19 protein-coding genes and 1 pseudogene are annotated in these 24,942 nt (G+C 57.9%); 9 read left to right on the top strand and 11 right to left on the bottom strand.

Annotated features, from left to right (window positions below):
• Positions 1 to 206: 206 nt before the first annotated feature.
• The 3 genes from PPTH39_RS07790 to PPTH39_RS07780 all read left to right on the top strand — a co-directional run bounded on the left by PPTH39_RS07790 (position 207) and on the right by PPTH39_RS07780 (position 6,119).
• Positions 207 to 4,070: a bifunctional diguanylate cyclase/phosphodiesterase gene (locus tag PPTH39_RS07790; RefSeq protein WP_130871837.1), complete on the top strand. Its 3,864-nt coding sequence runs from the start codon at positions 207 to 209 to the stop codon at positions 4,068 to 4,070.
• Between the two features lie 98 nt (positions 4,071 to 4,168).
• A complete protein-coding gene (gene glyA, locus PPTH39_RS07785) occupies positions 4,169 to 5,422 on the top strand; it encodes a serine hydroxymethyltransferase (protein ID WP_088378929.1) in 1,254 nt (417 codons plus the stop codon).
• Between the two features lie 142 nt (positions 5,423 to 5,564).
• Positions 5,565 to 6,119, top strand: a complete 555-nt coding sequence (locus PPTH39_RS07780; RefSeq protein WP_130871836.1) for a hypothetical protein — start codon at positions 5,565 to 5,567, stop codon at positions 6,117 to 6,119.
• A 100-nt stretch (positions 6,120 to 6,219) separates the two neighbouring features.
• Here the strand turns inward: PPTH39_RS07780 and yjiA are convergent, their stop codons facing one another.
• The 6 genes and pseudogenes from yjiA to katB all read right to left on the bottom strand — a co-directional run bounded on the left by yjiA (position 6,220) and on the right by katB (position 13,386).
• Positions 6,220 to 7,188: a GTPase gene (yjiA, locus tag PPTH39_RS07775; protein ID WP_094999362.1), complete on the bottom strand. Its 969-nt coding sequence runs from the start codon at positions 7,186 to 7,188 to the stop codon at positions 6,220 to 6,222.
• Between the two features lie 146 nt (positions 7,189 to 7,334).
• Positions 7,335 to 7,532, bottom strand: a complete 198-nt coding sequence (locus PPTH39_RS07770) for a YbdD/YjiX family protein (RefSeq protein ID WP_007937254.1) — start codon at positions 7,530 to 7,532, stop codon at positions 7,335 to 7,337.
• 15 nt (positions 7,533 to 7,547) lie between these two features.
• A complete protein-coding gene (locus tag PPTH39_RS07765; RefSeq protein ID WP_094999363.1) occupies positions 7,548 to 9,614 on the bottom strand; it encodes a carbon starvation CstA family protein in 2,067 nt (688 codons plus the stop codon).
• A 215-nt stretch (positions 9,615 to 9,829) separates the two neighbouring features.
• The gene (gene radA, locus PPTH39_RS07760; protein WP_083369766.1) at positions 9,830 to 11,197 is read right to left on the bottom strand and encodes a DNA repair protein RadA; all 1,368 of its coding nucleotides are present in this window, start codon (positions 11,195 to 11,197) and stop codon (positions 9,830 to 9,832) included.
• A gap of 45 nt (positions 11,198 to 11,242) precedes the next feature.
• Positions 11,243 to 11,773: an ankyrin repeat domain-containing protein gene (locus PPTH39_RS07755; protein ID WP_095018386.1), complete on the bottom strand. Its 531-nt coding sequence runs from the start codon at positions 11,771 to 11,773 to the stop codon at positions 11,243 to 11,245.
• Positions 11,774 to 11,844: 71 nt separating this feature from the next.
• Positions 11,845 to 13,386 (bottom strand): annotated as a pseudogene (gene katB / locus PPTH39_RS07750) (catalase KatB).
• Positions 13,387 to 13,652: 266 nt separating this feature from the next.
• On the opposite strand from katB, the gene mscL reads away from it, so the two are divergent.
• The gene (gene mscL / locus PPTH39_RS07745; protein WP_094999366.1) at positions 13,653 to 14,066 is read left to right on the top strand and encodes a large-conductance mechanosensitive channel protein MscL; all 414 of its coding nucleotides are present in this window, start codon (positions 13,653 to 13,655) and stop codon (positions 14,064 to 14,066) included.
• A gap of 70 nt (positions 14,067 to 14,136) precedes the next feature.
• On the opposite strand, the gene PPTH39_RS07740 is transcribed toward mscL, so the two are convergent.
• The gene (locus PPTH39_RS07740; protein ID WP_094999367.1) at positions 14,137 to 14,913 is read right to left on the bottom strand and encodes a ferredoxin--NADP reductase; all 777 of its coding nucleotides are present in this window, start codon (positions 14,911 to 14,913) and stop codon (positions 14,137 to 14,139) included.
• Between the two features lie 367 nt (positions 14,914 to 15,280).
• Here PPTH39_RS07740 and PPTH39_RS07735 point away from each other — a divergent pair, with 367 nt between their 5' ends.
• Positions 15,281 to 15,994, top strand: coding sequence for an autoinducer binding domain-containing protein (locus PPTH39_RS07735; RefSeq protein WP_130871835.1), 714 nt, complete (start codon positions 15,281 to 15,283; stop codon positions 15,992 to 15,994).
• Positions 15,995 to 16,146: 152 nt separating this feature from the next.
• The gene (locus tag PPTH39_RS07730; RefSeq protein ID WP_130871834.1) at positions 16,147 to 17,271 is read left to right on the top strand and encodes a methyltransferase; all 1,125 of its coding nucleotides are present in this window, start codon (positions 16,147 to 16,149) and stop codon (positions 17,269 to 17,271) included.
• A gap of 180 nt (positions 17,272 to 17,451) precedes the next feature.
• On the opposite strand, the gene PPTH39_RS07725 is transcribed toward PPTH39_RS07730, so the two are convergent.
• From PPTH39_RS07725 to PPTH39_RS07715, 3 genes are read right to left on the bottom strand one after another with little or no spacing between them, the layout of a single operon-like run.
• The gene (locus PPTH39_RS07725) at positions 17,452 to 17,619 is read right to left on the bottom strand and encodes a DUF2474 domain-containing protein (protein WP_016779358.1); all 168 of its coding nucleotides are present in this window, start codon (positions 17,617 to 17,619) and stop codon (positions 17,452 to 17,454) included.
• Between the two features lie 57 nt (positions 17,620 to 17,676).
• Positions 17,677 to 18,684 carry a cytochrome d ubiquinol oxidase subunit II gene (gene cydB, locus PPTH39_RS07720; RefSeq protein ID WP_095018389.1) on the bottom strand — a complete coding sequence of 336 codons (1,008 nt, stop codon included), beginning with the start codon at positions 18,682 to 18,684 and terminating at the stop codon, positions 17,677 to 17,679.
• 3 nt (positions 18,685 to 18,687) lie between these two features.
• On the bottom strand, positions 18,688 to 20,127 hold the full coding sequence (locus PPTH39_RS07715; RefSeq protein ID WP_094999371.1) for a cytochrome ubiquinol oxidase subunit I: 1,440 nt from the start codon (positions 20,125 to 20,127) through the stop codon (positions 18,688 to 18,690).
• 392 nt (positions 20,128 to 20,519) lie between these two features.
• Here PPTH39_RS07715 and PPTH39_RS07710 point away from each other — a divergent pair, with 392 nt between their 5' ends.
• Positions 20,520 to 21,749 carry an MFS transporter gene (locus tag PPTH39_RS07710; RefSeq protein WP_130871833.1) on the top strand — a complete coding sequence of 410 codons (1,230 nt, stop codon included), beginning with the start codon at positions 20,520 to 20,522 and terminating at the stop codon, positions 21,747 to 21,749.
• Positions 21,750 to 21,851: 102 nt separating this feature from the next.
• Here the strand turns inward: PPTH39_RS07710 and PPTH39_RS07705 are convergent, their stop codons facing one another.
• Entirely contained in the window at positions 21,852 to 22,289 is a 438-nt protein-coding gene (locus tag PPTH39_RS07705) for a DUF4879 domain-containing protein (protein ID WP_094999373.1), read from the bottom strand.
• A gap of 210 nt (positions 22,290 to 22,499) precedes the next feature.
• On the opposite strand from PPTH39_RS07705, the gene PPTH39_RS07700 reads away from it, so the two are divergent.
• Complete coding sequence (locus PPTH39_RS07700) at positions 22,500 to 23,795, top strand: NCS2 family permease (RefSeq protein ID WP_094999374.1); 1,296 nt, start codon at positions 22,500 to 22,502, stop codon at positions 23,793 to 23,795.
• On the top strand, positions 23,792 to 24,880 hold the full coding sequence (gene trmA, locus PPTH39_RS07695; protein ID WP_095018391.1) for a tRNA (uridine(54)-C5)-methyltransferase TrmA: 1,089 nt from the start codon (positions 23,792 to 23,794) through the stop codon (positions 24,878 to 24,880). Before PPTH39_RS07700 ends, trmA begins: the two co-directional genes overlap by 4 nt.
• Positions 24,881 to 24,942: the final 62 nt, after the last annotated feature.

Here is a 24,942-nt window from a genome sequence, read left to right as displayed (position 1 = left end):
TCAGGCCATAGCAGAAAGTCAGGGACTGATCGAGATCAATGCCTGCTCGCAGAAAAAGCACAAATGTAGACCCCAGAATCTACCTGAATGCGTGATGCAGGGCAAACCAGCGCAGACCAGAGGACTGGCACTTTGCCACAACCCAAGGCATGCTTGGCGCCTTTAGGGGGCCTCGCGCCATTGCCGCCAAATCGCAGGATCACAAGTTGCCCAATGTCACCCCGCCCACTCGTGTCAAAGCGTCCAGCCAATTACTCGGGACACCTGTGCGCGGAACGTTGAAAAGTGCATTGGCGACCCTGGTTTTACTGCTGCTGGCGATGCTGTTCTGGCTGTTGGTCGAGCAGTTTCAGGAAACCCTGCAGCAAGAGCGCCAGACCAGCATCAACTACAGCGCCGACCTGGCCGACCATATCGGCCTGAGCATGGCCTTGCGGGCCGAAACCGCGCTCAATCTGCTGCCCGTAGACAAGTCGCCAAGAAACCAGCGCCAGCAACAGGCGCTGGTCAAGCAACTGGGCCAGTCCTTGCCATCCCTGCAAAGCCTGGCCCTGCTCAGTCCAGCCGGCGAAGTGTTGCTCGACAGTACCGGGACCAGCCCCGACGCTGCGTATCTGGCCGACTGGGTCAAACGCAGCCCGTCGCGCAACCGCACTGAAGGTTACTACTTCAGCAACAACAGTGATGCCAGCATCATCTACCTGTTGCTGCGCCAGCCCAGCGGCGCCATCGACGGCTACTGGCTGCTGCGCATGAGCCCGGACCTGCTGCAAAACCTCACGCATCAGAACGCCAACAGCAGCAACCGGCCGCAGTGGCTGGTGGAAAACAGCCAGACCCGCAAGGTACTCAGCCGCGCGGATAAAAACGTCTCGCCCCCCTCGGCCCTGAGCCAGCGCGATGAAGACGACACCGTACTGCTGGCAGCTATCAGCCACAGCGACTGGCAACTGCGCGGGCTGTTCAATGACCGCCAGGCAATCGAGCAGCTGCTGCCCGGACTGATCGGCAAATGCCTGCTCGGCTTGGTGTTTTCGTTGCTGCCCATTATGGCGCTGTTGAACATGCGCCGCCGCCAGCGCCAGGTGCATGAAGGCCGCCGGCGTTACCACGATATTTTTGAAGGCACCGGGGTCGCCCTCTGCGTGCTCGACCTGTCCAGCCTGCCAGGGTTTCTTGAGCGCGAAAAACTCCATGACACTGATGCCCTCAAGCATTGGCTCAGCGATCATCCGGAACATCGTCGCCAGTTATTCGAGCAACTGCGCATCACCGAAGTCAACCAGGTAGCCATGCAACTGCTGGAGGTCGATTCAGGAGAAGGTGCCTGGCACAAGCTGATCAACGGCTGCCCGCTGAGCAGTTCAGCCATTGGCTATCAGGTCGTCGAGGCCGTGCTCGACCAGCAGCAACAGCTTGAGCTGGAAATAAAACTGACCGATGCCAGCGGTCGCGACCAGCACTTATGGCTGGTGCTGCGTCTGCCTGTGGATCAGCAGGACTACCATGCAGTCATTTTGAGCATCAGTGATATCACCAGCCGCAAGTTGATCGAACTGTCCCTGCAAGAGCGCGAAAGCTTCTGGTCCGATGTGGTGCGAACCGTTCCCGACCATCTATATGTACAAAATGTAATCAGCCAGCGGATCATTTTCAGCAACCATCACCTTGGCCAGACCCTGGGCTATAGCGCTGTTGAACTGCAGGAAATGGGCGCTTACTTCTGGGAGTTGCTGTTGCACCCTGAAGACGCCGAGCGCTATCACCAGTTGCGCAAAGAGCAGCAGGAAAACGGCTACAAGCAACTGATGCAATGCCAACTGCGGTTTCGCCATCAGCAGGGCACCTGGCGGCGCTTTGACATCCGTGAGCAAGCCTTTGCCCGTCATACCGGTGATCAAGTCTCGCGAATTGTAGGGGTGGCCAAGGACATCACCGACCAGATCGAAGCCAGCGAGTCATTGCGCGACAGCGAGCAACGCTACCGGATGCTGGCCGAAAGCATCAGCGACGTGATTTTCTCCACTGACAGCTCGCTGCGCATGAACTACCTCAGCCCCTCCATACAGACTGTACTGGGCTATGACGCACAATGGGTATTCGACAATGGCTGGCAGTCTATTATTGCCACGCCGCAACAGCTGGAGGGTATCTACAACCTGATCGAGCGTATCCGTGGCGCACTGCACAAGCCCCAGCAACTGTCGGCTTTGCGTGCCCAGGTACAAACCCAGCTGTTTCTGTTCGACTGCCTGCGCGCTGACGGGCACAAGGTGCCCATCGAACTGCGTTTGGTGCTGGTATGGGATGAAGACGACGGTTTTGAAGGCATTCTGGGTGTTGGTCGCGACATGAGCCAGCAACGCCGTGCCGAAAAAGACCTGCGCATGGCCGCCACGGTTTTTGAACACTCCACCTCGGCCATCCTTATTACCGACCCTGCAGGCTATATCGTGCAAGCCAACGAGGCTTTCAGCCGGGTCAGCGGTTACGCCGTCGCACAAGTCCTCGACCAGCTACCAAGCATGTTCACTGTCGATGACCAACAACGCGCACACCTCGCCTATGTGCTCAAGCAACTGCATTTGCACGGCACATGGGAGGGTGAAGTCTGGCTCAAGCGCCTGAACGGCGAACACTACCCGGCCTGGGTCGGCATCACGGCAGTGCTCGATGATGAAGGCGATCTGGCCAGCTATGTGTGCTTCTTCAGTGATATCAGCGAGCGCAAGGCCAGCGAACAGCGAATCCACCGCCTGGCCTACTACGACGCCCTGACTCACCTGCCCAATCGCACCCTGTTCCAGGACCGTCTGCACACCGCGCTGCAACAGGCCGAGCGCAACAAGTCGTGGGTGGTGCTGATGTTTCTTGACCTCGACCGCTTCAAACCGATCAACGACTCCCTGGGCCACGCAGCCGGCGACCGCATGCTCAAGGACATGGCCATCCGCCTGCTTGCCTGTGTGGGTGACGACGATACTGTGGCGCGCATGGGCGGTGACGAGTTCACCCTGCTTCTGCAGCCTCGCACCACCCGTCAGAAGGCCTTGAACCGCGCTATCAATGTGGCCGAACAGATCCTCGCCAGTCTGGTAAAGCCCTTTGTACTCGAAAGCCGCGAGTTCTTTGTAACTGCCAGTATTGGTATTGCCTTGAGCCCGCAAGACGGCAACGAACTCAGCCAGTTGATGAAAAACGCCGATACCGCGATGTATCACGCCAAGGAGCGCGGCAAAAACAACTTCCAGTTCTACCAGGCAGACATGAACGCCAGCGCTCTTGAGCGCCTTGAACTGGAAAGCGACCTGCGTCATGCCCTGGAGCAGCAGGAATTCATTCTTTATTACCAGCCGCAGTTCAGCGGCGACGGCAAACGTCTGACCGGCGTTGAGGCACTGTTGCGCTGGAATCACTCAAGGCGCGGGCTGGTGCCACCCGGCGACTTTATCCCGGTACTCGAAGAACTGGGACTGGTGGTCGAAGTCGGCGACTGGGTGCTGGCCGAGGCCTGTCGCCAGCTCAAGCTCTGGCATCAGGCCAAGGTTCGCGTGCCCAAAGTCTCGGTCAACATATCGGCGCGCCAGTTCTCCGACGGCCAGTTGGGTACGCGCATTGCCAATATCCTCAAGGAAACCGGCCTGTCCCCGGCCTGCCTGGAGCTTGAGCTGACCGAAAGCATCCTCATGCGCGAGGTCAGCGAAGCGCTGCATATCCTGGCCAGCCTGAAAAACCTCGGCCTGAGCATTGCCGTGGACGACTTTGGCACCGGTTATTCGTCGCTCAACTACCTCAAGCAATTCCCCATCGACGTACTGAAAATCGACCGTACCTTTGTCGACGGCCTGCCCTCCGGCGAGCAGGACGCGCAAATCGCCAGGGCCATTATCGCCATGGCCCACAGCCTGAACCTTGCGGTAATCGCCGAAGGTGTAGAGACCCACGAGCAGCTGGATTTCTTGCGTGAACACGGTTGCGACGAAGTGCAAGGCTATCTGTTCGGGCGACCGATGCCGGCGGGCCAATTGGTGGAGCAACTGCAAGCGGCAAGCGCGGATCTACAAGCTTGAAGCTCATAGTTGCTCACCGTGAATCGCATTCATATGCCAGATAAAACCCATTGAGTTAGAATGCCCTCCTTTTCTGCCCCCGATCCTTGAGGACCGCCATGTTCAGCCGTGATTTGACACTTGCCAAGTTCGACGCCGACCTTTTTGCCGCCATGGAGCAAGAAGCTCAGCGCCAGGAAGAACATATTGAGCTGATCGCTTCGGAAAACTACACCAGCCCAGCGGTGATGGAAGCTCAAGGCTCGGTTCTGACCAACAAATACGCCGAAGGCTACCCTGGCAAGCGCTACTACGGCGGCTGCGAATACGTAGACGTGGTAGAGCAACTGGCTATCGACCGTGCAAAAGAACTGTTCGGCGCCGATTACGCCAACGTTCAACCGCACGCCGGTTCCCAGGCCAACAGCGCCGTTTACCTGGCCCTGCTGTCGGCTGGCGACACCATCCTGGGCATGAGCCTGGCTCACGGCGGTCACCTGACCCACGGTGCCAGCGTTTCGTCTTCGGGCAAGCTGTACAACGCCATCCAGTACGGCATCGACGCCAATGGCCTGATCGACTACGACGAAGTTGAGCGCCTGGCCGTTGAGCACAAGCCAAAAATGATCGTGGCTGGCTTCTCTGCCTACTCGCAGGTTCTGGACTTCCCACGTTTCCGTGCCATCGCTGACAAGGTTGGCGCCTACCTGTTCGTGGACATGGCACACGTAGCCGGTCTGGTGGCTGCTGGCGTTTACCCGAACCCGGTTCCATTCGCTGACGTAGTGACCACCACTACCCACAAGACCCTGCGCGGTCCACGTGGTGGCCTGATCCTGGCCAAGGCCAACGCCGACATCGAGAAAAAGCTGAACTCGGCTGTTTTCCCGGGTTCGCAAGGCGGCCCGCTGGAGCACGTTATCGCGGCCAAGGCCGTGTGCTTCAAAGAAGCTCTGCAACCAGAGTTCAAGGCTTACCAGCAACAAGTGGTAAAAAACGCTCAGGCCATGGCTTCGGTATTTATCGAACGCGGTTTTGACGTGGTTTCGGGCGGTACTGAAAACCACCTGTTCCTGCTGTCGCTGATCAAGCAGGAAATCTCCGGTAAAGACGCCGACGCTGCTCTGGGCAAAGCCTTTATCACCGTAAACAAAAACTCCGTACCAAACGATCCACGCTCCCCGTTCGTCACTTCGGGTCTGCGTTTCGGTACTCCAGCTGTCACCACTCGCGGCTTCAAAGTTGAAGAGTGCCGTGAGCTGGCTGGCTGGATCTGCGACATCCTGGCAGATATCAACAACGAAGCCGTTATCGACGCCGTTCGCGAGAAAGTCAAAGCCATCTGCGCCAAGCTGCCGGTATACGGCAACTGATCGCAAATAGCTGAATAAAAAGCCCGGCTTTCAAGCCGGGCTTTTTATTGCATCTGTTATTTTGAAACACTTGGCCGCTCCCCCCGAACAATAACAGCCTAGTCTGAATTTATGCATTCTTATCAACTGCAGAGTTCAGACAATGACTAACGATTCGCAACACTCCTTTATCGCCACCTTGCATATACCGAACCATAACCTTTATCTTTTAGGGGCTCTTCATGGCCAATCGGTCATAGTAACTGACTTGCTGGGCAGTGGCGGTGTCTTCTCCGGCAAACCCCAGTTGAGGGACGACTCCGCAGCCTTGGGCATTCAAGCCCACGCCACAGGCGGGATCAAGGCTACGCTCAAGCTTTATTTCCGGCATACCGCCAAGGGCTATGAAATACATATCAAACACCCTGGCCAGTATGACCGGCACCGGCTGGCCATGAACCATATGGATATACTCTATGCGAGAAGTCCGACACTAAAGCATCCACTTGCCTTCACACTACTCGATCAAAACAACCGAACAGTGACAGAGAGGAACTTGAGTGAAGCCCATACCCTCATCACACTTAAAACCCATAACAACAAGTATATCGGCGTAAGAAAAGCCAAAGGCTCACCTCATTACTATCTTGGTGAAACAGCCGAACATAAAAAAATGGTATTTCTTTTAAATATTATTGAAAGAAATGTGCCCTATTGATTTTACAACCGTGAAGTTGTGCGAAATAGCTGTTATTGCAGTAAGACAAAAAAATCAAAAGCCCCTGACCCTCTCCCGGAGGGAGAGGGTCAGCTATCACTCAAACCCCAAGCCGGGCAAAACCCTCGCGAATCTTGGCCTCTGGCAAATCATCGGCAATAAACACCATCACACTTTCACGGGCTTCACCTTCGGCCCACTCGGTGTCCCAATCAAAGCCATACAACTTGAGCACCCCCTGAAACACCAGTCTGCGATCTTCACCGGCAATGCTCAGCACGCCTTTGTAGCGCAGCAATTGCTTGCCGTGCTCTTCCAGCAGCTCGTTCATGAAGGCGCTAAGGCTGTCGATATCCAGCGGCTTATCGGTGCGTAGCACCAGACTGGAGATACGGTCGATAGAGGCCGCAGGCTGTACCGGGCGCAAGCTCAGGCCACCCCCCAAGTCTGCGTTGAGGTTAAACCCGCGCACATCCAGTAATTCGGCCAGATCGATCTTGCCGTGCTCAACCACGCGGATCGGCGCCCGGCGGTTGATACGGGTCAAACGCTCGCTCAAGGCATCAAAGGTGGCGTCATCCACCAGATCGCGCTTGCTCACCAGTAAGCGGTCAGCAAAACCGATCTGCGCCTGGGCAATGGTCTGACTCAAATGCACATCGGCGTGGGCTGCATCCACCAGGGTAATAATGCCGTCCAGCAGATAACGCTCGCGCAGCTCTTCATCGATAAAAAAGGTTTGCGCCACCGGTGCCGGGTCGGCCAGGCCGGTGCACTCGATCACCAGGCGGTCGAAGGCAATTTCGCCATTGTCCAGACGCTCAAGCAGCAGGTACAGCGCCTTGGTCAGGTCGGTGTGGATGGTGCAGCACACACAGCCATTGGCCAGGGTCATGACTTGCACCGGCTCGTCCCCCAACAGTTGGGTGTCGATCCCGGCATCGCTGAATTCGTTTTCGATCACGGCGATTTTCAGGCCGTGTTCTGCCTTGAGCAAATAACGCAACAAGGTGGTTTTACCGGCCCCCAAGAAGCCGCTGAGAATGGTGACGGGGATTGGAGAGGTCATGCAGTGCCTCCTTAAACATAACGCAAAAACAAATGTGGGAGCGGCCTCGCTCGCGATTCAGGCGACACGGTGTCACTGACACACCGCGCCGCTCTTATCGCGAGCAAGCCCGCTCCCACAGTCAGATACAGCTCAGCCCTGACGGGTTAACAACACTTGGGCCCGCCCTTGCCGCCGTAACGCGCTTCCTGGCGTTCACGAAAGAACGCCTCGTAGCTCATCACCGGCTTGTCCGGGTGCTTGGTTTGCATATGCTCGACGTAGTTGTCGTAGTCGGGCATGCCGACCATCAGGCGTGCGGCCTGACCGAGGTATTTACCGAGGCGACTCAGGTCATTGAACATGGTTGCAACCCTCTATCAAGCATCTGGCATGGCTTGGTACGGCGACTCTTTATCCGTACGTTCTTTGCTGCCCCATGCAGCGACACCCACTTTGATCGCAAAGAACAGAATGCTGAACACCACGAACAGAAACAGCACGGTCAGACCGGCGTTGGTGTAGGCGTTGATGATCACATGTTGCATCTGGTCGATGTTTTTCGCCGGGGCAATCACCTGGCCGGCTTCCAGCGCAGTGCTGTATTTGTTGGCCAGGGACAGGAAGCCCACTGCCGGGTTGGCGTCGAACAGCTTGATAAAGCCTGCCACGGTGGTGCAGATCAGCAGCCAGACGGCTGGCAGCATGGTCACCCAAATGTAGCGCTGGCGCTTCATTTTGATCAGCACAACGGTTGCCAGCATCAGCGCGATACCCGCCAGCATCTGATTGGAGATACCGAACAGCGGCCACAGGGTGTTGATGCCGCCCAGTGGATCGATCACGCCCTGATACAGCAGGTAGCCCCACATCGCCACACACAGGCCGGTGGCCAGCAAGTTGGCGCCCCAGGACTCGGTACGTTTGAGTGCAGGCACAAAGCTGCCCAGCAAGTCTTGAAGCATAAAGCGACCGGCACGGGTACCGGCGTCAACTGCGGTCAGGATAAACAGGGCTTCAAACAAAATGGCGAAGTGATACCAGAACGCCATAGTGTTTTCACCCGGCAACACGTTGTGCAGGATCTGCGCGATACCCACCGCCAGGGTCGGTGCACCGCCGGCACGTGCCAGGACGGTGGTTTCACCGATGTCCTTGGCCAGCGCGGTCAACGCATCCGGGGTAATGGCAAAGCCCCAGTTGGTGATGTTTTGCGCAACGGTAACCACGTCACCGCCGACAATCGCTGCCGGGCTGTTCATGGCGAAGTACACACCCGGCTCGATCACCGAAGCAGCAACCATCGCCATAATGGCCACGAAGGACTCCATCAGCATACCGCCGTAACCGATATAACGGGCGTTGCTTTCGTTATCCAGCAGTTTTGGCGTAGTACCCGAAGAAATCAGCGCATGGAAGCCCGATACCGCACCGCAGGCAATGGTGATGAACAGGAACGGGAACAGGCCGCCTTTCCAGACCGGGCCGGTGCCGTCGGTGAACTGGGTCAGCGCGGGCATTTTCAGCTCGGGCATGGTGACCAGGATGCCGATGGCCAGCGCAACGATAGTGCCGATCTTGAGGAAGGTCGACAGATAGTCACGAGGTGCCAGTACCAGCCATACCGGCAGAACCGCCGCAACAAAGCCGTAGCCGATGAGCATCCAGGTGATTTGCGTACCGGTAAAGGTGAACACCGGCGCCCACTCGGGGCTCGCCGCAATCTGGCCCCCCAGCCAGATGGAGCCAAGTAGCAGCAGCACACCGACGATGGAGATTTCACCGATGCGGCCCGGGCGGATGTAGCGCATGTAAATGCCCATGAACATCGCGATCGGGATGGTCGCCATCACCGTGAACATGCCCCACGGGCTCTCGGCCAGGGCCTTGACCACGATCAGCGCCAGCACCGCGAGGATGATGATCATGATCAGGAAGCAGCCAAACAGCGCGATGGTGCCCGGGATCTTGCCCATTTCCTCGCGCACCATGTCGCCCAGGGAGCGACCGTTGCGGCGGGTGGACATGAACAGGACCATGAAGTCCTGCACCGCACCGGCCAGTACCACGCCGGCGATCAGCCAGAGTGTGCCCGGCAGGTAACCCATTTGCGCGGCCAATACCGGCCCGACCAGAGGGCCAGCGCCAGCAATGGCGGCAAAGTGGTGACCAAAGAGAATGTGTTTGTTGGTCGGCACATAGTCCAGACCGTCGTTGTTGAGCACCGCAGGTGTTGCGCGGCTGGAGTCCAGTTGCATCACCTTGGTGGCGATAAACAGGCTGTAATAACGGTAAGCAACCAGATAAATGGCAACAGCTGCCACAACAATCCACAAGGCGTTGATCGCCTCGCCCCGGCGCAATGCCACTACGCCAAGGGCGCAGGCTCCTACAATTGCCAGCACCAGCCACGGGATGTGGCGGAGCAGGCTATTTTTATTATTCATTTTTTTAATTCCGGCCAGTTGGACAAGAAAGACTGCACCCGGAGTTTAGCGCTACTGGCTTTAAAGACCAGCCCCCAACATTGGTCTAGAGCCTTCTTTTGCGGTTTTTTGGCAGGCGGTGCTGCACATTTTTTCCGTGCAACGCCGCTGTCTGTCCCAGGCTGTCAGCCCGATACCGCGCCCAACCCTTGCAGATTTTTTACACCTTTGAACGCTTATTCGAACAACGCATCCAACGCCTGTTCCAGACGGGTAACGCCAATGACTTTCAGCCCCGGCGGCGACTCCTTGGGCGCATTGCCCTTGGGCACGATGGCGCGCTTGAAACCGTGCTTGGCCGCTTCCTTGAGCCGCTCCTGGCCGCTTGGCACAGGGCGCACCTCACCCGACAGGCCGACTTCACCGAACACCAGCAGATCATGGGGCAACGGACGATTACGCAGGCTGGACATCACGGCGGCCATGAGCGCCAGGTCCGATGCGGTTTCCAGCACCTTGACCCCGCCCACCACGTTCAGGAAAACATCCTGATCGTGGGTTGGAATACCGCCGTGTCGATGCAATACGGCCAATAACATGGCCAGACGATTCTGGTCCAGGCCCAGGGTCACCCGCCGCGGGTTGGACATATGGCTGTCGTCCACCAGCGCCTGCACCTCCACCAGCATCGGGCGAGTCCCTTCCCAGGTGGCCATCACCACACTGCCAGGGACTTCTTCCTGGGCGCGGGTAAGGAAAATTGCGGAAGGGTTGGAAACTTCCTTCAGGCCTTTGTCGGTCATACCGAATACGCCCAGCTCGTTGACCGCGCCAAAACGGTTTTTCACTGCCCGCAGCAAGCGCAGCCGCCCGTCGGATTCACCCTCGAAATACAGTACGGTATCCACCATATGCTCCAGCACCCGCGGCCCGGCCAATGCGCCTTCTTTGGTCACATGGCCCACCAGGAAAATCGCCGTGCCGCTGGACTTGGCATAACGCACCAGCAAGGCCGCACTTTCACGCACTTGCGACACGCCGCCGGGGGCCGATTGCAGTTGCTCGGTAAAGATGGTCTGAATCGAGTCGATGACCATGACCTTGGGCTTTTCCAGCTTGGCAGTGGCGATGATGCTTTCAATGCAGGTTTCGGTCATCACCTTGAGCTGATCCTGCGGCAGCCCCAGGCGCCGGGCGCGCATGGCCACTTGCTGCTGGGACTCCTCGCCAGTGACGTACAACGCAGGCATGCGTGTAGCCATCTGACACAAGGTTTGCAGCAGGATGGTGGATTTGCCGATCCCCGGATCGCCACCAATCAACACCACCGAGCCATCCACCAGACCGCCGCCAAGCACCCGATCCAGCTCGCCAGAAGCGGTGGAGAAGCGCGGCAGTTCCTCGATGCTGACTTCAGCCAGGGTCTTGAGCTGGGCCTGTTGTCCGGTCCAGCCGGTACGGCCGCTGGGCGGCGCCGCAGCCCCGCTTTCAACGATGGTTTCCACCAGGGTGTTCCAGACGCCGCACTCGCCGCACTGCCCGGCCCACTTGGGGAAAGTTGCGCCGCACTCGGTGCAGCCGTAAATGCGCTTGGGCTTGGCCATCTGAACTCCACGGAAAAACCGCGATGATAGCCCACTAGGCTTTGGTCAGCGCGCTACGGGCATGCGGATTTCGCCATTGGCCAGCCGAGCGGCACTGTTGCCCGATGCATCTACGGCATTCAGGTCAGCCCCTTTGCGGGATAAATCCTTGAGCAACTCGACCCGCTGGAACAGGCCTGCATACATGGCCGCCGTCTGCCCTGCACCATTGCGCTGATCAGGGTTGCAGTCGGCTGCCATCAGGCGGTGGGCAATCTTGAGTTCACCCTTGAAAATCGCCCCCATCAGGGCCGTGTTACCGCGTTTGTCCTGCACGCAGGCATTGGCGCCTGCCTTGAGCAAATGCTCCACCGCCTTGGGCTGGCCGTTATAGGCAGCCAGAATCAGCGCGGTATAGCCTTTGCTGTCTTGAATATCGAGGGTGTAGCCGGATTCGATAAAGGTCTCGAGCATTGGCACATCGCCACGACGGGCGGCATCAAAAAAGTAATCCTGAAGCTGGCCCCGGGTGTCGGCCCCATCGGCCAGGCTCAGGCCGCTGAAAAACAGCAAGGCCAGGGAAATAAACGTTCGCATGCTTCTCTCCTGAATCAAAAGCCCTCACCCCGACCCTCCAAAAGGGAGAGGATCGGGGTGAGGGCTGCGGGTTAATCCGCCAGCTTGGCAGCCAGCGCCTTGACCCGACTCAGATCGCCCTTGGCCACTTTGGCTACGCCAGTGCCGTACTCAGGGTCGGCCTTGTAAAGGAACGACAGGATGATGTGCTTGCTTTCATCGTCTGTAGTTGCCAGCGAACCACCGAAGCTTTCAATCAAATCCTGACGCTCTTTCTGGCTGAATGAACGGTAAAGATCACCGGCCTGCTTGAAGTTCTGCTCACGCTGAATCTTCGCTTGCTGGGTAGTACCCGCCAATGGCATTTCGCTGTAGCGCGCAGCTTGCGGCTCTTCACGCGGCATCAAGCGGCTTGGCTGGTAGTTCACCCCCGACGTGGTGTGGCCCAGGTTCATCGCGCCGTCCTGGTTGCCATTGTTTACCGCGACCCGGGGGGCGTTGATCGGCAATTGCATGGCATTGGCACCCAGGCGGTACATCTGCGTATCGGCATAAGAAAACACCCGGCCCTGCAACAGACGGTCTTCGGAAGGCTCGATACCTGGCACCAGGTTGGCCGGGGCCATGGCGACCTGCTCGGTTTCCTGGAAGACATTGGCCGGGTTGCGGTTCAGGACCATTTGCCCGACTTTTCGCTCAGCCACGTTAGGCCAGATCTTGGTGGCATCCAGCGGGTCGAAATCAAAGGATTTCAAGTCTTCAGGCTTGAGGACCTGCACATACAAGTCCCACTTGGGGAAGTCACCCTTATTGATATGCGTAACCAGATCGTTGGTCATGTGGCTGTAGTCTTGGCCCTGAACCTGCGTCACTTGTTTCGGATCAAGGTTTTTCAACCCCTGCAGGCTCTTCCAGTGAAACTTCACATAGCGCACGTCCCCCTTGGCATTGACCAGTTTGTAGGCGTGTACACCGTTACCATCCATTTCCCGGTAACTGGCGGGGGTACCCGCGTTGGAGTACAGCTCGGTCAGGGTGCGTGTGGCTTCCGGTACGTGAGAGAAGAAGTCGAAACGGCGCGAGTCGTCATCCAGGTTGGTACGCGGGTCAGGCTTGAAGGCGTGAACCATGTCCGGGAACTAGATCGCATCACGGATAAAGAAGGTGGGGAAGTTGTTACCCACCAGGTCCCAGTTGCCGTCCGCGGTGTAGAACTTGGTGGCAAAACCCCGTGGGTCACGCAGGGTTTCTGGTGAGTGGGCGCTGTGTACCACGGCCGAGAAACGCACAAATACCGGGGTGGTTTCACCTTTGGCAAATACTTTGGCCTTGGTCAGGTCGCTCAAGTCATTGGTGACTGTAAACGTGCCGTGTGCGCCTGTGCCACGAGCGTGAACAACTCGCTCCGGGATACGCTCGCGATCAAAACGCTGCAGCTTTTGCAGCAGCTGCACGTCTTGCAGCAGAACCGGACCATTGGCCCCTGCCGTCTGGGAGTTCTGGTTGTCACCGACAGCGGCACCGTTGTCACGGGTCAGTGTGGCGGCCTGGGCTGTAACCGACAGCAGGCTGGCGCTTAATACACACAGCAGGCGGCGCTGTGAAAGCGCGCCGAAGCCTAGGGGGGTGGTCATGCGTAAGTCCTCTGGTTATTGGTTGCGCAATGGAGCGCTGACCAAAGGCTAGAGGCATGCAACGCAAACTCTAAATAGAAAGGTCTCAAGCCGGCCATTGAGAAAAAGGTCTGGTATTGCGCCACTCAATCGCGTAGTGAAAGCCAATAGAAAACTTCTCACGGCCAAACGGGTCGATTGCTTACCCGCAAACAGCTGTACGGGCAAGATCAGCCATGCTGATTTACACTGCACCCACCAACCTCATCTGTAACAAGGAATAACCTATGGGCGTGATAAGTGAGTTCAAGGCCTTCGCGGTCAAAGGGAACGTGGTCGATATGGCCGTCGGTATCATTATCGGCGCGGCATTCGGCAAAATCGTTTCGTCCTTTGTGGGGGACGTGGTCATGCCACCACTGGGGTTGCTGATTGGCGGAGTCGACTTCAGTGACCTGGCCATTACGCTGAAAGCCGCCGTTGGCGATGCGCCAGCAGTGGTTGTGGCCTACGGCAAATTCATCCAGAGCGTGATCGACTTTATCATCGTCGCGTTCGCTATCTTTATGGGTGTAAAGGCAATCAACCGCCTGAAACGCGAAGAGGCGGTCGCTCCGAGCGTACCACCGCTGCCCTCTAAAGAAGAGGAACTACTGGGCGAAATTCGCGACTTGCTCAAAGTTCAAAATAACCGGCCATAAGTGCTCAATAAAAACAACGGCGCCCTCAGGGGCGCCTTTGTTTTTTCATGTCACACACAATACAAAACAACTACCAATAGTTCTCAACAGCAACTTGACCTGGCCGGCGGCTCAGACTCAACTGCATGTCCCGTGCCTTGAGCAACTTGCGCGTGTCATCGATCATTTGCGGATTACCGCACAACATGGCCCGTGAGTGCTCACTGCTCAATTCAATACCTGCGGCGTGTTCAAGTTCGCCATTTTCGATCAATGCAGTAATGCGCCCGTTCAATGCACCGGGTACCTGCTCCCGGGTAACCACCGGTATGTAGATAAATTTGTGCGCATAGTCGGCCAGGTATTCACGGCTGCATAACCCGGCGATCAGTTCCTGATAGGCCATTTCGCAGGCATGGCGGGCACTGTAAACCAGCACGATGCGCTCGAACTTTTCCCACACCTCAAAATCCTGCAGGATCGAGAGGAAAGGCGCGATGCCAGTGCCGGTTGCCAACAGCCACAGGTCACGACCGTCGACAAAGCGGTCAAGAGTCAGGAAGCCGTAGGCCTGACGCTCCACCAACAAGGTGTCACCCACTTCCAGGCGACTGAGCTCACTGGTAAATTCCCCGCCTGGCACCACGATCGAAAAGAACTCCAGAAACTCGTCATGGGGGGAAGAGACCATTGAATAGGCGCGCCACACCGTGCTGCCATCGGCCTTGGTCACCCCCAGCCTGGCGAATTGCCCTGCGCGAAAGCGAAAACCCGGATCACGTGTGGTACGCAACGTGAACAGGCTGGGCGTCAGCGGTGTGACGTCGAGAAGCGTCTGTTGGGTGAATTTTTCTGCAGTGGCAGTCATGGGGCACTCCAATGGCGAATGCCCTAGTGTCGCGCAAAGAGGGCCTGAGAAAAACCGATGGTTTGTGATGGCTTTACGGCATCCAGCCGCATCGCAAACACCGCCCGGACTGCAGCCGGAAAGATAGCTTTGCATTGAGCTTTTGGATCCGGTGCCGTTAACCCCACGCAACTGCTATATAGAAACACCCGAAAACGTATAATTAGATGCTGTTATTACATGAGCACCCACATCTACAACTAACAAAGTTTTCACATACCAACCCCTACTTTCGAATAATTAGCATTATTCGAAACAGCACCTAAAATCTTCTTAACGGGCCATCTCACAACACCGCTTACTTACTGCCGGGCCGCAGGAGCGCCTTATGACCGCACATCATTCAATCAGTAAAAACCATTACCTTTCTTGCATAAGCGAGGCTGAACTCTGTTCAAACACACTCAAACGAATAGAAGAATACGGCTTTGACTTTTTCTTCTTTCGAATGATTCCTCGCCTTGGAAACATCACAACGAATAGCAAAGTAATTACAAACCATCCAAATGACTATGTCGATAGATATGAAATAGGTCACCTCTCGCAAAAAAACCCTCTGCTGACCCACTGCCAGTTATCGATCCTGCCCATTATCTGGAGTTCTGATGTCTTTCGTGAGACGCCTGACCAGTGGAGAGCCACGCAAAACTGCGGGCTGACCTATGGCTGGTCGCAATCGGTACACGACCCCAATGGCGCTGTGAGCATGTTGAGCCTCGCCAGAAAAAGCACGCCAGTCACCGAGGACGAGTTTTCAGATAAGGCTGCCAATGTGTTGTGGCTCTGCAACCAACTGCACAGTGCCATGCTCGAGCGCTGCCACCTTCATCACCGGCTGGAGATTCATATCATCCGCCTGTCTTGTCGCGAGCTGGAGATATTGAAATGGACTGCCGAAGGTAAAATCGCTTCCGACATCGGCATGATTCTGGGCCTGAGCACCCGTACCGTGAACTTTCACATCAGCAGCGCCATGAAAAAACTGGGGGCCAACAACAAAACCTCCGCGGTGGTCATGGCGGCCAAGTCAGGCCTGTTGTAGGCCTGACCTGCGCAGCGGCAATAAACCCATCAGGTAATCTTCGGTAAAAAAAAGTAAAATCACCGCCACCTGTAAAACCCACGGACGCTTCTGCTTGCCAGACGCCCTCAGGGGCAGGCCATGCAACAGTTGATTCCTCAGAGTTTGTATAAATGCCCGTGCTAGAAAGCCCTTTCGCCCAACTTCGCCTGATCCGCCAACCCGAGCAGCAGAACGAGCCCTTGCAGGCCTTTGATGCGGCGGATGAGTATTTGCTTAATCACTTGGCCGAACAGGCGCTGCCCGCAAACAGCCGGGTGCTGGTGCTCAATGACAGCTTTGGGGCCCTGGCGATCAGCCTGGTGGGCACAATGCAGGTCACCAGCAGCAGTGACTCCTTCCTGGCCATGCAAGCGCTGGAAAAAAACCTGGTGCGCAACGGCCATGCCTACGATGCGGTCTCGATCATTCCGGCCAGTGAACCACTGGCAGGGCCATTCGACTGCGTGCTGGTACGCGTGCCGAAGACCCTGGCCTTGCTTGAAGAACAACTGATCCGCCTGCAAGGTCAGCTGGCACCGGGTGCCCAAGTGATCGCGGGCGCGATGGTCAAGCACCTGCCGCGGGCTGCTGGCGATTTGCTGGAGCGTTATATCGGCCCGATGCATGCCTCGCTGGCGGTCAAGAAGGCCCGGCTGCTGATCGCCACAGCACAGGGCCTGGGACCATTTACCTCGCCCTACCCTACCCGCTATCGACTGGACAAGCCGGCCATCGAGCTGCTCAACCATGCCAACGTGTTCTGCCGCGAAGACCTGGATATCGGTACCCGGGCGTTCCTGCCCCACCTGCCGAAAAACCTGGGCTCGGCCCGGGTTGCCGACCTGGGCTGCGGCAACGGCGTGCTCGCCATTGCCAGCGCACTGGCCAACCCGCAGGCGCAGTACACGCTGGTCGACGAGTCGTTTATGGCCGTGCAGTCCGCCCGGGAAAACTGGCAAGCGGCCCTGGGTGATCGCGAAGTGACAGTGCGGGCCGATGACGGGCTGGCGAGCCAGGCACCGGACTCACTGGACGTGGTGCTGTGCAACCCGCCGTTTCACCAGCAACAGGTGGTGGGGGATTTTCTGGCCTGGCGCATGTTCCAGCAGGCGCGTGAAGCGCTGGTGGTGGGCGGGGCGCTGTATATCGTCGGCAATCGCCACCTGGGCTATCACAACAAGCTGGCCAAGCTGTTTCGTGGTGTCGAGCAAGTGGCCGCCACGCCCAAGTTCGTGATCCTCAAGGCGCGCAAGTAAACCTGATCCTTGCAAGCCCCTTGTGGGAGCGGGCGTGCCCGCGAAAGCGCCGACTCGATTGAACCGACAAGCGCGCAGCGCCTGTATCGCGAGCAGGCTCGCTCCCACAGAAGACAGTACAAAAAAAAACCCGCCGAAGCGGGTCATAAAACCGTAGCCGCAAGGCAACGGGATGGGAAGTCAGTGGCTTTTCATGCCTGCCGCCGTCATGAACATGCGGATCAGCCAGGCAAATACTGCCAGGGTGGCCACACTGCCGGTCCAGATCACCAGCAGCCAGCCTATGCGTTGCCATAAAGGCTTCTTTTCGCATTCTTGCACGTCGTGTAGATAATCCTTGCCAGCCATGTGGGGCCTCCTCTTGGGGAAAAGGCTGTGGCCCTCAGGCCACAGCGGCACTTGCTACTAGTGATAACCGTCTTCGTGGGTCACCTTGCCGCGGAACACGTAGTAGCTCCAGAAGGTGTAGCCCAGAATGAACGGGATGATAAACAGGGTGCCCACCAGCATGAAGCCCTGGCTTTGCGGCGGTGCCGCCGCGTCCCAGATCGAGATCGAAGGCGGAATGATATTCGGCCACAGGCTGATGCCCAGGCCGCTGTAACCCAGGAATATCAGCACCAGGGTCAGCAGGAACGGCGTGTAGTGGGCCTTGCGCGCGATTGCTTTGAGCAGACCGTACATGGTCACCAGCACCAGGATCGGCACCGGCAGGAACCAGAACAGGTTAGGCAGGGTAAACCAGCGGGCCGCGATGTCTGTGTGGGCCAGCGGCGTCCACAGGCTGACAATGCCCATCAGCACCAGTACGGCCAGTGCCAGCGGGCGACCCAGTTTGTGCATGCGCTCTTGCAGTTCGCCTTCGGTCTTCATGATCAGCCAGGTGCAACCCAGCAGGGCGTACGCCACGATCAGGGCAATACCGCAGAACACCGTGAACGGTGACAGCCAGTCCAGCCCGCCACCGGCGTACTGGCGGTTGACTACCGGCAGGCCATCAATAAAGGCCCCCAATGCCACGCCCTGAAAGAACGTCGCCACCAGCGAACCGCCGATAAAGGACTTGTCCCAGATATGGCGTTTTTCCGGGCGTGCCTTGAAGCGGAACTCAAAGGCCACGCCGCGGAAGATCAGGCCCATCAGCATCAGGATCAGTGGCAGGTACAACGCCGACAACACGACCGAGTAGGCCAGCGGGAAGGCACCGAACAGCGCCGCGCCGCCCAGTACCAGCCAGGTTTCGTTACCGTCCCAGACAGGGGCGACCGTGTTCATCATCACATCGCGATCTTTCTCGCCCTTGATAAAGGGAAAGAGGATGCCGATCCCCAGATCGAAACCATCCATGACCACATACATCATGATCCCGAAGATGATGATGATTGCCCAGATAAGTGGCAGATCAATACCCATGACTCAATTCCCCTTCGTCAGGCTGTCGCTGTGGCCTTCATCTGTACCCTCATGGGCTGCAGACAGAGGACGGGCAGGCGTGCGTTGCTGGCCTGGGCCACCGTGGGTTTCGTCATCGCCTTCGTGGGTGATCGGACCCTTGCGTACCAGACGCATCATGTAGCCCAGACCTACACCGAACAGCGAGAAATACACCACGACAAACATGACCAGCGTGATGCTCATTTGCGTGACGCTGTGGTTGGACGAAGCATCAGCCGTGCGCATCAGCCCGTAGACCACCCACGGTTGACGACCAATCTCGGTAGTAAACCAGCCCGCGAGGATCGCGATCAGGCCCGATGGCCCCATCCACAGCACCAGGCGCAAGAACCAGCGGTTCTCGTAGAGGGTGCCGCGTTTACGCAGCCACACGCTCCACAGGCCGATAAAGATCATCAACATGCCCAGCGCAACCATGATGCGGAAGGTGAAGAACACGATGGTCGAGTTCGGACGATCCGCTGCCGGATAGTCCTTCATGGCCGGGATCTGCTTGTCCAGACTATGGGTCAGGATCAGGCTGCCCAGGTATGGCACCTCGATCTTGTAGTCCGTGGTCTCGGTTTTCATGTTGGGAATGCCGAACAGAATCAGCGGCGTCGGTTCACCCGGCTTGTTTTCCCAGTGACCTTCGATCGCGGCGATTTTCACCGGCTGATACTCAAGGGTATTCAGGCCGTGGGCGTCACCAATAAAGGCCTGCACCGGCGCAACCACCAGGGCCATCCACATCGCCATCGAGAACATGCGACGAATGGCCGGTGTATTGCGACCGCGCAACAGGTGCCAGGCGGCCGAGGCACCGACGAAAAATGCCGTGGCAACAAAGGCGGCCGTGGCCATGTGCGCCAGACGGTAAGGGAACGACGGGTTGAAAATCACCGCCAGCCAGTCCACCGGAATGACTCGGCCATCGATGATTTCAAAACCTTGCGGGGTCTGCATCCAGCTGTTGGAGGCCAGGATCCAGAAGGTCGAGATCAGTGTGCCGATGGCCACCATGACGGTCGAGAAAAAGTGCATCCCGCGACCGACGCGGTTCCAGCCAAACAGCATGACCCCCAGAAAACCTGCTTCAAGGAAGAATGCGGTGAGTACTTCATAGGTCAGTAGCGGCCCGGTAACAGCACCGGCGAAGTCCGAGAACCTCGACCAGTTGGTACCGAACTGATAGGCCATGACCAGGCCCGACACCACGCCCATCCCAAAGTTGACGGCGAATATCTTCGACCAAAAGTGGTACAGGTCGCGGTAGGTGTCGTCACGGGTTTTCAGCCACATGCCTTCGAGCACCATGAGATAACTGGCGAGACCGATGGTAATGGCGGGAAAAAGAATGTGGAACGACACGGTAAACGCGAACTGAATTCGGGCGAGATCGAGAGCCTCCAAACCGAACATAAGTCTTCCTCTATCAGGTATCAGGTCGTTGAGGACCCGAGCGTCGCGCCCGGATCCAACTTCCCCGCAAGCCATGGCCGCTGCGAATCGCTGCTCGCTTTTTAACCACAACAAAAAGGGATCTGGCCGACTGGCCACTCAGACAAAACCGGAGAGGTTTTGATCTGGATCAAGCATGGTGGAAAGAGTAGTCCATTCCTGACACACGGCTAATGTGGTTTGTTGTCGCGTGACACGATGCCTCAGCCCTTGATATAGACCGTTGCAAGAAGTGCAGGGAATCGCAGAAATCCCTTATCAGGCTCCCGGAGATCATGATGTTTTGAGTCATTATTTGTTACAAAACAGTGATAATCTCGGCCTCCCCCAACCCTTCAGCACGATCCTCCCACATGACCAGCCAGCCCCTTCTGCTACGCCATCACCGACCCTTTGTGGCCTTCTGGTTTGCTCGCATCTTCACCGCCAGTGCATTTCAGATGCTGACAGTGGCCATCGGCTGGAAACTCTATCAGCTCACCGGCAACGTGATGGACCTGGGTTGGGTGGGCTTGATCGAGTTCGCTCCACGCCTGCTGTTCATGCTGCACACCGGGCATGTGGCCGACCGCTATGACCGCCGCAGGGTGGCCGCCGTGTGCCAGTCACTGCAGGCGATGATTGCCCTGACACTGGCCATTAGCAGTGCCAGCGACCATATCACCCGGGAAATGATCTTTATCCTCGCGTTTTTGCTCGGCGCGGCCCGCTCCTTCGAAATGCCTGCCACCCAGGCGCTGCTGCCTTCCATCGTGCCAGTTGAGCTGTTTCCCCGGGCCGTGGCGGCGGCACAAGCGGCACAACAATCGGCAACCATCGTCGCACCGGCGTTTGGCGGCCTGTTGTATGCCTTTGGCAGCGTGTGGGTGTATGGCCCGAGCGTGGCGCTGTACCTGATTGCGGCACTGCTGATGAGCAACCTGCCAGCCCGTCAGTTGCCGTTGAACAAGGCCAAGGCCACGCTGGACTCATTGCTGGCGGGCATACGTTTTATTCGCAGTCGCCCGGACGTGCTGGGCGCTATCTCCCTGGACCTGTTTGCCGTGCTGCTGGGCGGGGCCACGGCGCTGCTGCCGGTGTTTGCCAAGGATATTCTGCTGACCGGCCCCTGGGGTCTGGGCATGTTGCGTTCGGCACCGGCGATCGGCGCCTTGCTGATGTCATTGTGGTTGGCCAGATTCCCGGTGGAGCGCAAGGTGGGGCGCGTGATGTTCACCGCTGTGGGGGTCTTCGGCGTTGCCACCATTGCCTTCGGCCTGTCGACCTCGTTCTGGTTTTCATTGGCGGTACTGGTGGTACTCGGCGCGGCGGACATGATCAGCATGGTGATTCGCGCCTCGTTTGTGCAACTGGAGACCCCGGACGAGATGCGTGGCCGGGTGAGCGCGGTTAACGGTCTGTTTATCGGCGCGTCCAACCAGTTGGGGGAGTTTGAATCCGGGGCCACGGCTCACTGGCTGGGCACAGTGCCTGCTGTCGTGCTGGGCGGCGTCGGTACGCTGATTGTTACCGGGCTGTGGATAAAACTGTTCCCGGGGCTGGCCAATCGGGACCGGATGGTGGAAGAGCGCAATACCCTCTAGATATTCTGTTCCCGATCAAGCCCTTCCGTGGGAGCGAGCCTGCTCGCGAAAAGCGTTCGCGAGCAGGCTCGCTCCCACGGCGGAGGTTTTCTGCAGCCGCTGCTACCTTATATATAGCTTCACACCCAGCCGATTGTGCGGCGGTACCAGCGAACTGTTACTGAACTCGAACCAGCCACCGTTCTTGTTACCCAGATCAAAGGTGTACAAGTGCCCCACGGTGGTGCCTGAACCGTTACAGGCCACCAGCCCCTCGCCCTGATTGCATACCGGCGCCCGTACGCCATCCACTTCCTGGCCGTCCAGAGTCACATTCGGCTGGCCGCCGTAACCGCGTTCCAGCACATAGACCTTGATATGGGGGCCGTTATGGTCGCAGCGGGTCTGCTCGCGACCATCGGACACATCCTCCACCGCACAGGAAACAGACGCTACCTTGAGGATCTCGACAGTGCTCAAAGGCATGGCAGGCGCAGCGCTGACAGCGGCACTTATAAAGAGGCCAAAACAGGCTGAAACAGGTTTGATGAAGTGCTTCATGGGTCCCTCCGAAAACTGGCACGCAGTATGCCTGCCACATCAAGGTTATAAAACATGGCCTCGCAAGGTAACCAAAGCAGCCATATCCACGAGCTGCTGGTATGATGCGCGGCTTTTTCCGACAGACAGAAAATCTTCAGGCGGTCCGCGTCTGTGCTTTGCTGTTGAAAACGATTTAATCACGGCGCATTTGGCGCCACGGGGACTGGCATGCTGGAAAGGCTGTTTCAACTCAAAGCACACAACACCAATGTGCGTACCGAGATACTTGCGGGTATCACCACCTTCCTGGCGATGGCCTATATCCTGTTCGTAAACCCGAGCATCCTCGGTGAAACGGGCATGGACAAGGGCGCCGTGTTTGTTGCCACCTGTCTGGCGGCCGCCATCGGTTCAGCCACCATGGGCATTATCGCCAACTACCCGATTGCACTGGCACCGGGCATGGGCCTGAACGCCTTTTTCACCTACACCGTGGTGCTGCACCTTGGCCATACCTGGCAGGTCGCGCTGGGCGCAGTGTTTATCTCGGCAGTGCTGTTCTTCCTGCTGTCGATCTTTCGCATCCGCGAATGGATCATCAACAGCATCCCGCTACCGCTGCGCTCGGCCATTGCCGCCGGTATCGGCCTGTTCCTGGCGCTGATCGCCCTGGGCAACGCCGGTATCGTGGTTGCCAACAAGGCTACCCTGGTAGGTATGGGCGATCTGGCTCAGCCAAAAGTGATCCTCGCCTCCCTGGGCTTTGCCCTGATCGTGGCCCTTGAAGCGATGAAAGTGCGCGGGGCGGTGCTGATTGGCATCCTGGCCGTGACCATTGCCTCGATTGCCATGGGCGTGACCGATTTCGGTGGTGTCGTGTCGATGCCGCCCTCCCTGGCTCCGACCTTCCTGCAGCTGGATATCAAAGGCGCGCTGGATATCGGCCTGATCAGCGTGATCTTTGCCTTCCTGTTTGTTGACCTGTTCGACAACTCCGGCACCCTGATCGGCGTTGCCAAGCGCGCCGGGCTGATGGGCAAGGACGGCCACATGCCGAAAATGGGCCGCGCCCTGATCGCCGACAGCACCGCGGCCATGGCCGGTTCGCTGCTGGGCACTTCGACCACCACCAGCTACATCGAGTCGGCAGCGGGCGTGAGCGCCGGTGGCCGTACCGGCCTGACCGCCATTGTGGTTGGCATCATGTTCCTGCTGGCGCTGTTCTTCTCGCCATTGGCGGCCAGCGTTCCAGCTTTCGCCACCGCGCCTGCGCTGATGTTCGTGGCCGTACTGATGATGAGCGGCCTGGCAGAAATCGAATGGGACGACGTAACTGTCGCCGCCCCGGTGGTAATCACCGCCCTGGCCATGCCGTTCACCTACTCCATCGCCAACGGCATCGCCTTCGGCTTTATTTCCTGGACCGTGATCAAGCTGCTGTCGGGCCGCGCCCGCGAGTTGAATGCACCGCTGATCATTTTGTCGGTTCTGTTTGTGGTCAAGCTGGGTTGGTTTAACGCATGAGTGCCTTGCCGTTTGATTCTGCTACCTACGCCGTTGAGCTTGAAGCCAAGGCCAACCGTCTGCGTGAGCTGCTGGCGCCCTTCGATGCGCCTGAGCCGCAGGTGTTCGACTCGCCGCTCAAGCACTTTCGCCTGCGGGCCGAGTTCCGTCTGTGGCGCGAGGGTGGTGAGCGTCACTACGCCATGTTTGCCCAGGACGACAAGCGCACACCGATTCTGATCGAAGACTTCCCGATCGCCAGCCTGCGCATCAACCAACTGATGCCCCAGCTCAAGGCTGCCTGGCAAGCCAGTTCGGCCCTGAGCCACAAGTTGTTCCAGGTGGAGTTCCAGACCACCCTGGCAGGCGATGCAATGGTCACCTTGTGCTATCACCGCCCGCTGGACGAGCACTGGCAAACCGCCGCCGAGCAGTTGGCCAAAGACCTGGATATCAGCGTGATCGGTCGCTCCAAGGGCAAACGTGTTGTGATTGGCCGCGATCATGTAGTCGAGAAGCTGGAAGTGGCAGGCCGCACCTTCACGTATCAACAGCCTGAAGGCGCGTTCACCCAGCCAAACGGTACGGTCAACCAGAAGATGCTCAATTGGGCATACGACGCACTGGGCGAGCGTTCGGATGATCTGCTGGAGCTGTATTGCGGCAACGGCAACTTCACCCTGCCGCTGGCTACCCGTGTGCGTAAGGTACTTGCCACCGAAATCAGCAAGACGTCGGTATACGCCGCGCTGAACAACCTGCGCGACAACGCTGTGGATAACGTCACGCTGGTACGCTTGTCGGCCGAAGAGCTGACCGAAGCCCTGAACGAAGTACGTCCGTTCCGTCGCTTGCAGGGCATCGACCTGAAAAGCTACGAGTTCGGCAGCGTCTTCGTCGACCCGCCTCGCGCGGGCATGGACCCGGACACCTGTGAGCTGACCCGCCGTTTCGACAACATCCTGTATATCTCGTGCAACCCGGCGACATTGGCCGAGAATATCGCCCAACTGCACGATACTCACCGTATCCAGCGCTGCGCGGTATTTGACCAGTTTCCGTGGACGCACCATATGGAATCGGGTGTGTTGCTGGTTCGTCGGTAAACACAGGTTCTGATACACCGTGTCGACCGAATCGCGAGCAAGCCCGCTCCCACAGGATCAGC

Source organism: Pseudomonas bubulae, assembly GCF_900618535.1.
GTDB classification, from domain to species: domain Bacteria; phylum Pseudomonadota; class Gammaproteobacteria; order Pseudomonadales; family Pseudomonadaceae; genus Aquipseudomonas; species Aquipseudomonas bubulae.
This window is presented reverse-complemented; position numbering and strand designations above follow the sequence as displayed.

Excerpts from the sequence above, each read along its gene's own strand:
- glyA (WP_088378929.1), top strand. The coding sequence starts at position 4,169 with ATGTTCAGCCGTGATTTGACACTTGCCAAGTTCGACGCCGACCTTTTT.
- PPTH39_RS07780 (WP_130871836.1), top strand. The coding sequence starts at position 5,565 with ATGACTAACGATTCGCAACACTCCTTTATCGCCACCTTGCATATACCG.
- yjiA (WP_094999362.1), bottom strand. The coding sequence starts at position 7,188 with ATGACCTCTCCAATCCCCGTCACCATTCTCAGCGGCTTCTTGGGGGCC.
- PPTH39_RS07770 (WP_007937254.1), bottom strand. The coding sequence starts at position 7,532 with ATGTTCAATGACCTGAGTCGCCTCGGTAAATACCTCGGTCAGGCCGCA.
- PPTH39_RS07765 (WP_094999363.1), bottom strand. The coding sequence starts at position 9,614 with ATGAATAATAAAAATAGCCTGCTCCGCCACATCCCGTGGCTGGTGCTG.
- radA (WP_083369766.1), bottom strand. The coding sequence starts at position 11,197 with ATGGCCAAGCCCAAGCGCATTTACGGCTGCACCGAGTGCGGCGCAACT.
- PPTH39_RS07755 (WP_095018386.1), bottom strand. The coding sequence starts at position 11,773 with ATGCGAACGTTTATTTCCCTGGCCTTGCTGTTTTTCAGCGGCCTGAGC.
- mscL (WP_094999366.1), top strand. The coding sequence starts at position 13,653 with ATGGGCGTGATAAGTGAGTTCAAGGCCTTCGCGGTCAAAGGGAACGTG.
- PPTH39_RS07740 (WP_094999367.1), bottom strand. The coding sequence starts at position 14,913 with ATGACTGCCACTGCAGAAAAATTCACCCAACAGACGCTTCTCGACGTC.
- PPTH39_RS07735 (WP_130871835.1), top strand. The coding sequence starts at position 15,281 with ATGACCGCACATCATTCAATCAGTAAAAACCATTACCTTTCTTGCATA.
- PPTH39_RS07730 (WP_130871834.1), top strand. The coding sequence starts at position 16,147 with ATGCCCGTGCTAGAAAGCCCTTTCGCCCAACTTCGCCTGATCCGCCAA.
- PPTH39_RS07725 (WP_016779358.1), bottom strand. The coding sequence starts at position 17,619 with ATGGCTGGCAAGGATTATCTACACGACGTGCAAGAATGCGAAAAGAAG.
- cydB (WP_095018389.1), bottom strand. The coding sequence starts at position 18,684 with ATGGGTATTGATCTGCCACTTATCTGGGCAATCATCATCATCTTCGGG.
- PPTH39_RS07715 (WP_094999371.1), bottom strand. The coding sequence starts at position 20,127 with ATGTTCGGTTTGGAGGCTCTCGATCTCGCCCGAATTCAGTTCGCGTTT.
- PPTH39_RS07710 (WP_130871833.1), top strand. The coding sequence starts at position 20,520 with ATGACCAGCCAGCCCCTTCTGCTACGCCATCACCGACCCTTTGTGGCC.
- PPTH39_RS07705 (WP_094999373.1), bottom strand. The coding sequence starts at position 22,289 with ATGAAGCACTTCATCAAACCTGTTTCAGCCTGTTTTGGCCTCTTTATA.
- PPTH39_RS07700 (WP_094999374.1), top strand. The coding sequence starts at position 22,500 with ATGCTGGAAAGGCTGTTTCAACTCAAAGCACACAACACCAATGTGCGT.
- trmA (WP_095018391.1), top strand. The coding sequence starts at position 23,792 with ATGAGTGCCTTGCCGTTTGATTCTGCTACCTACGCCGTTGAGCTTGAA.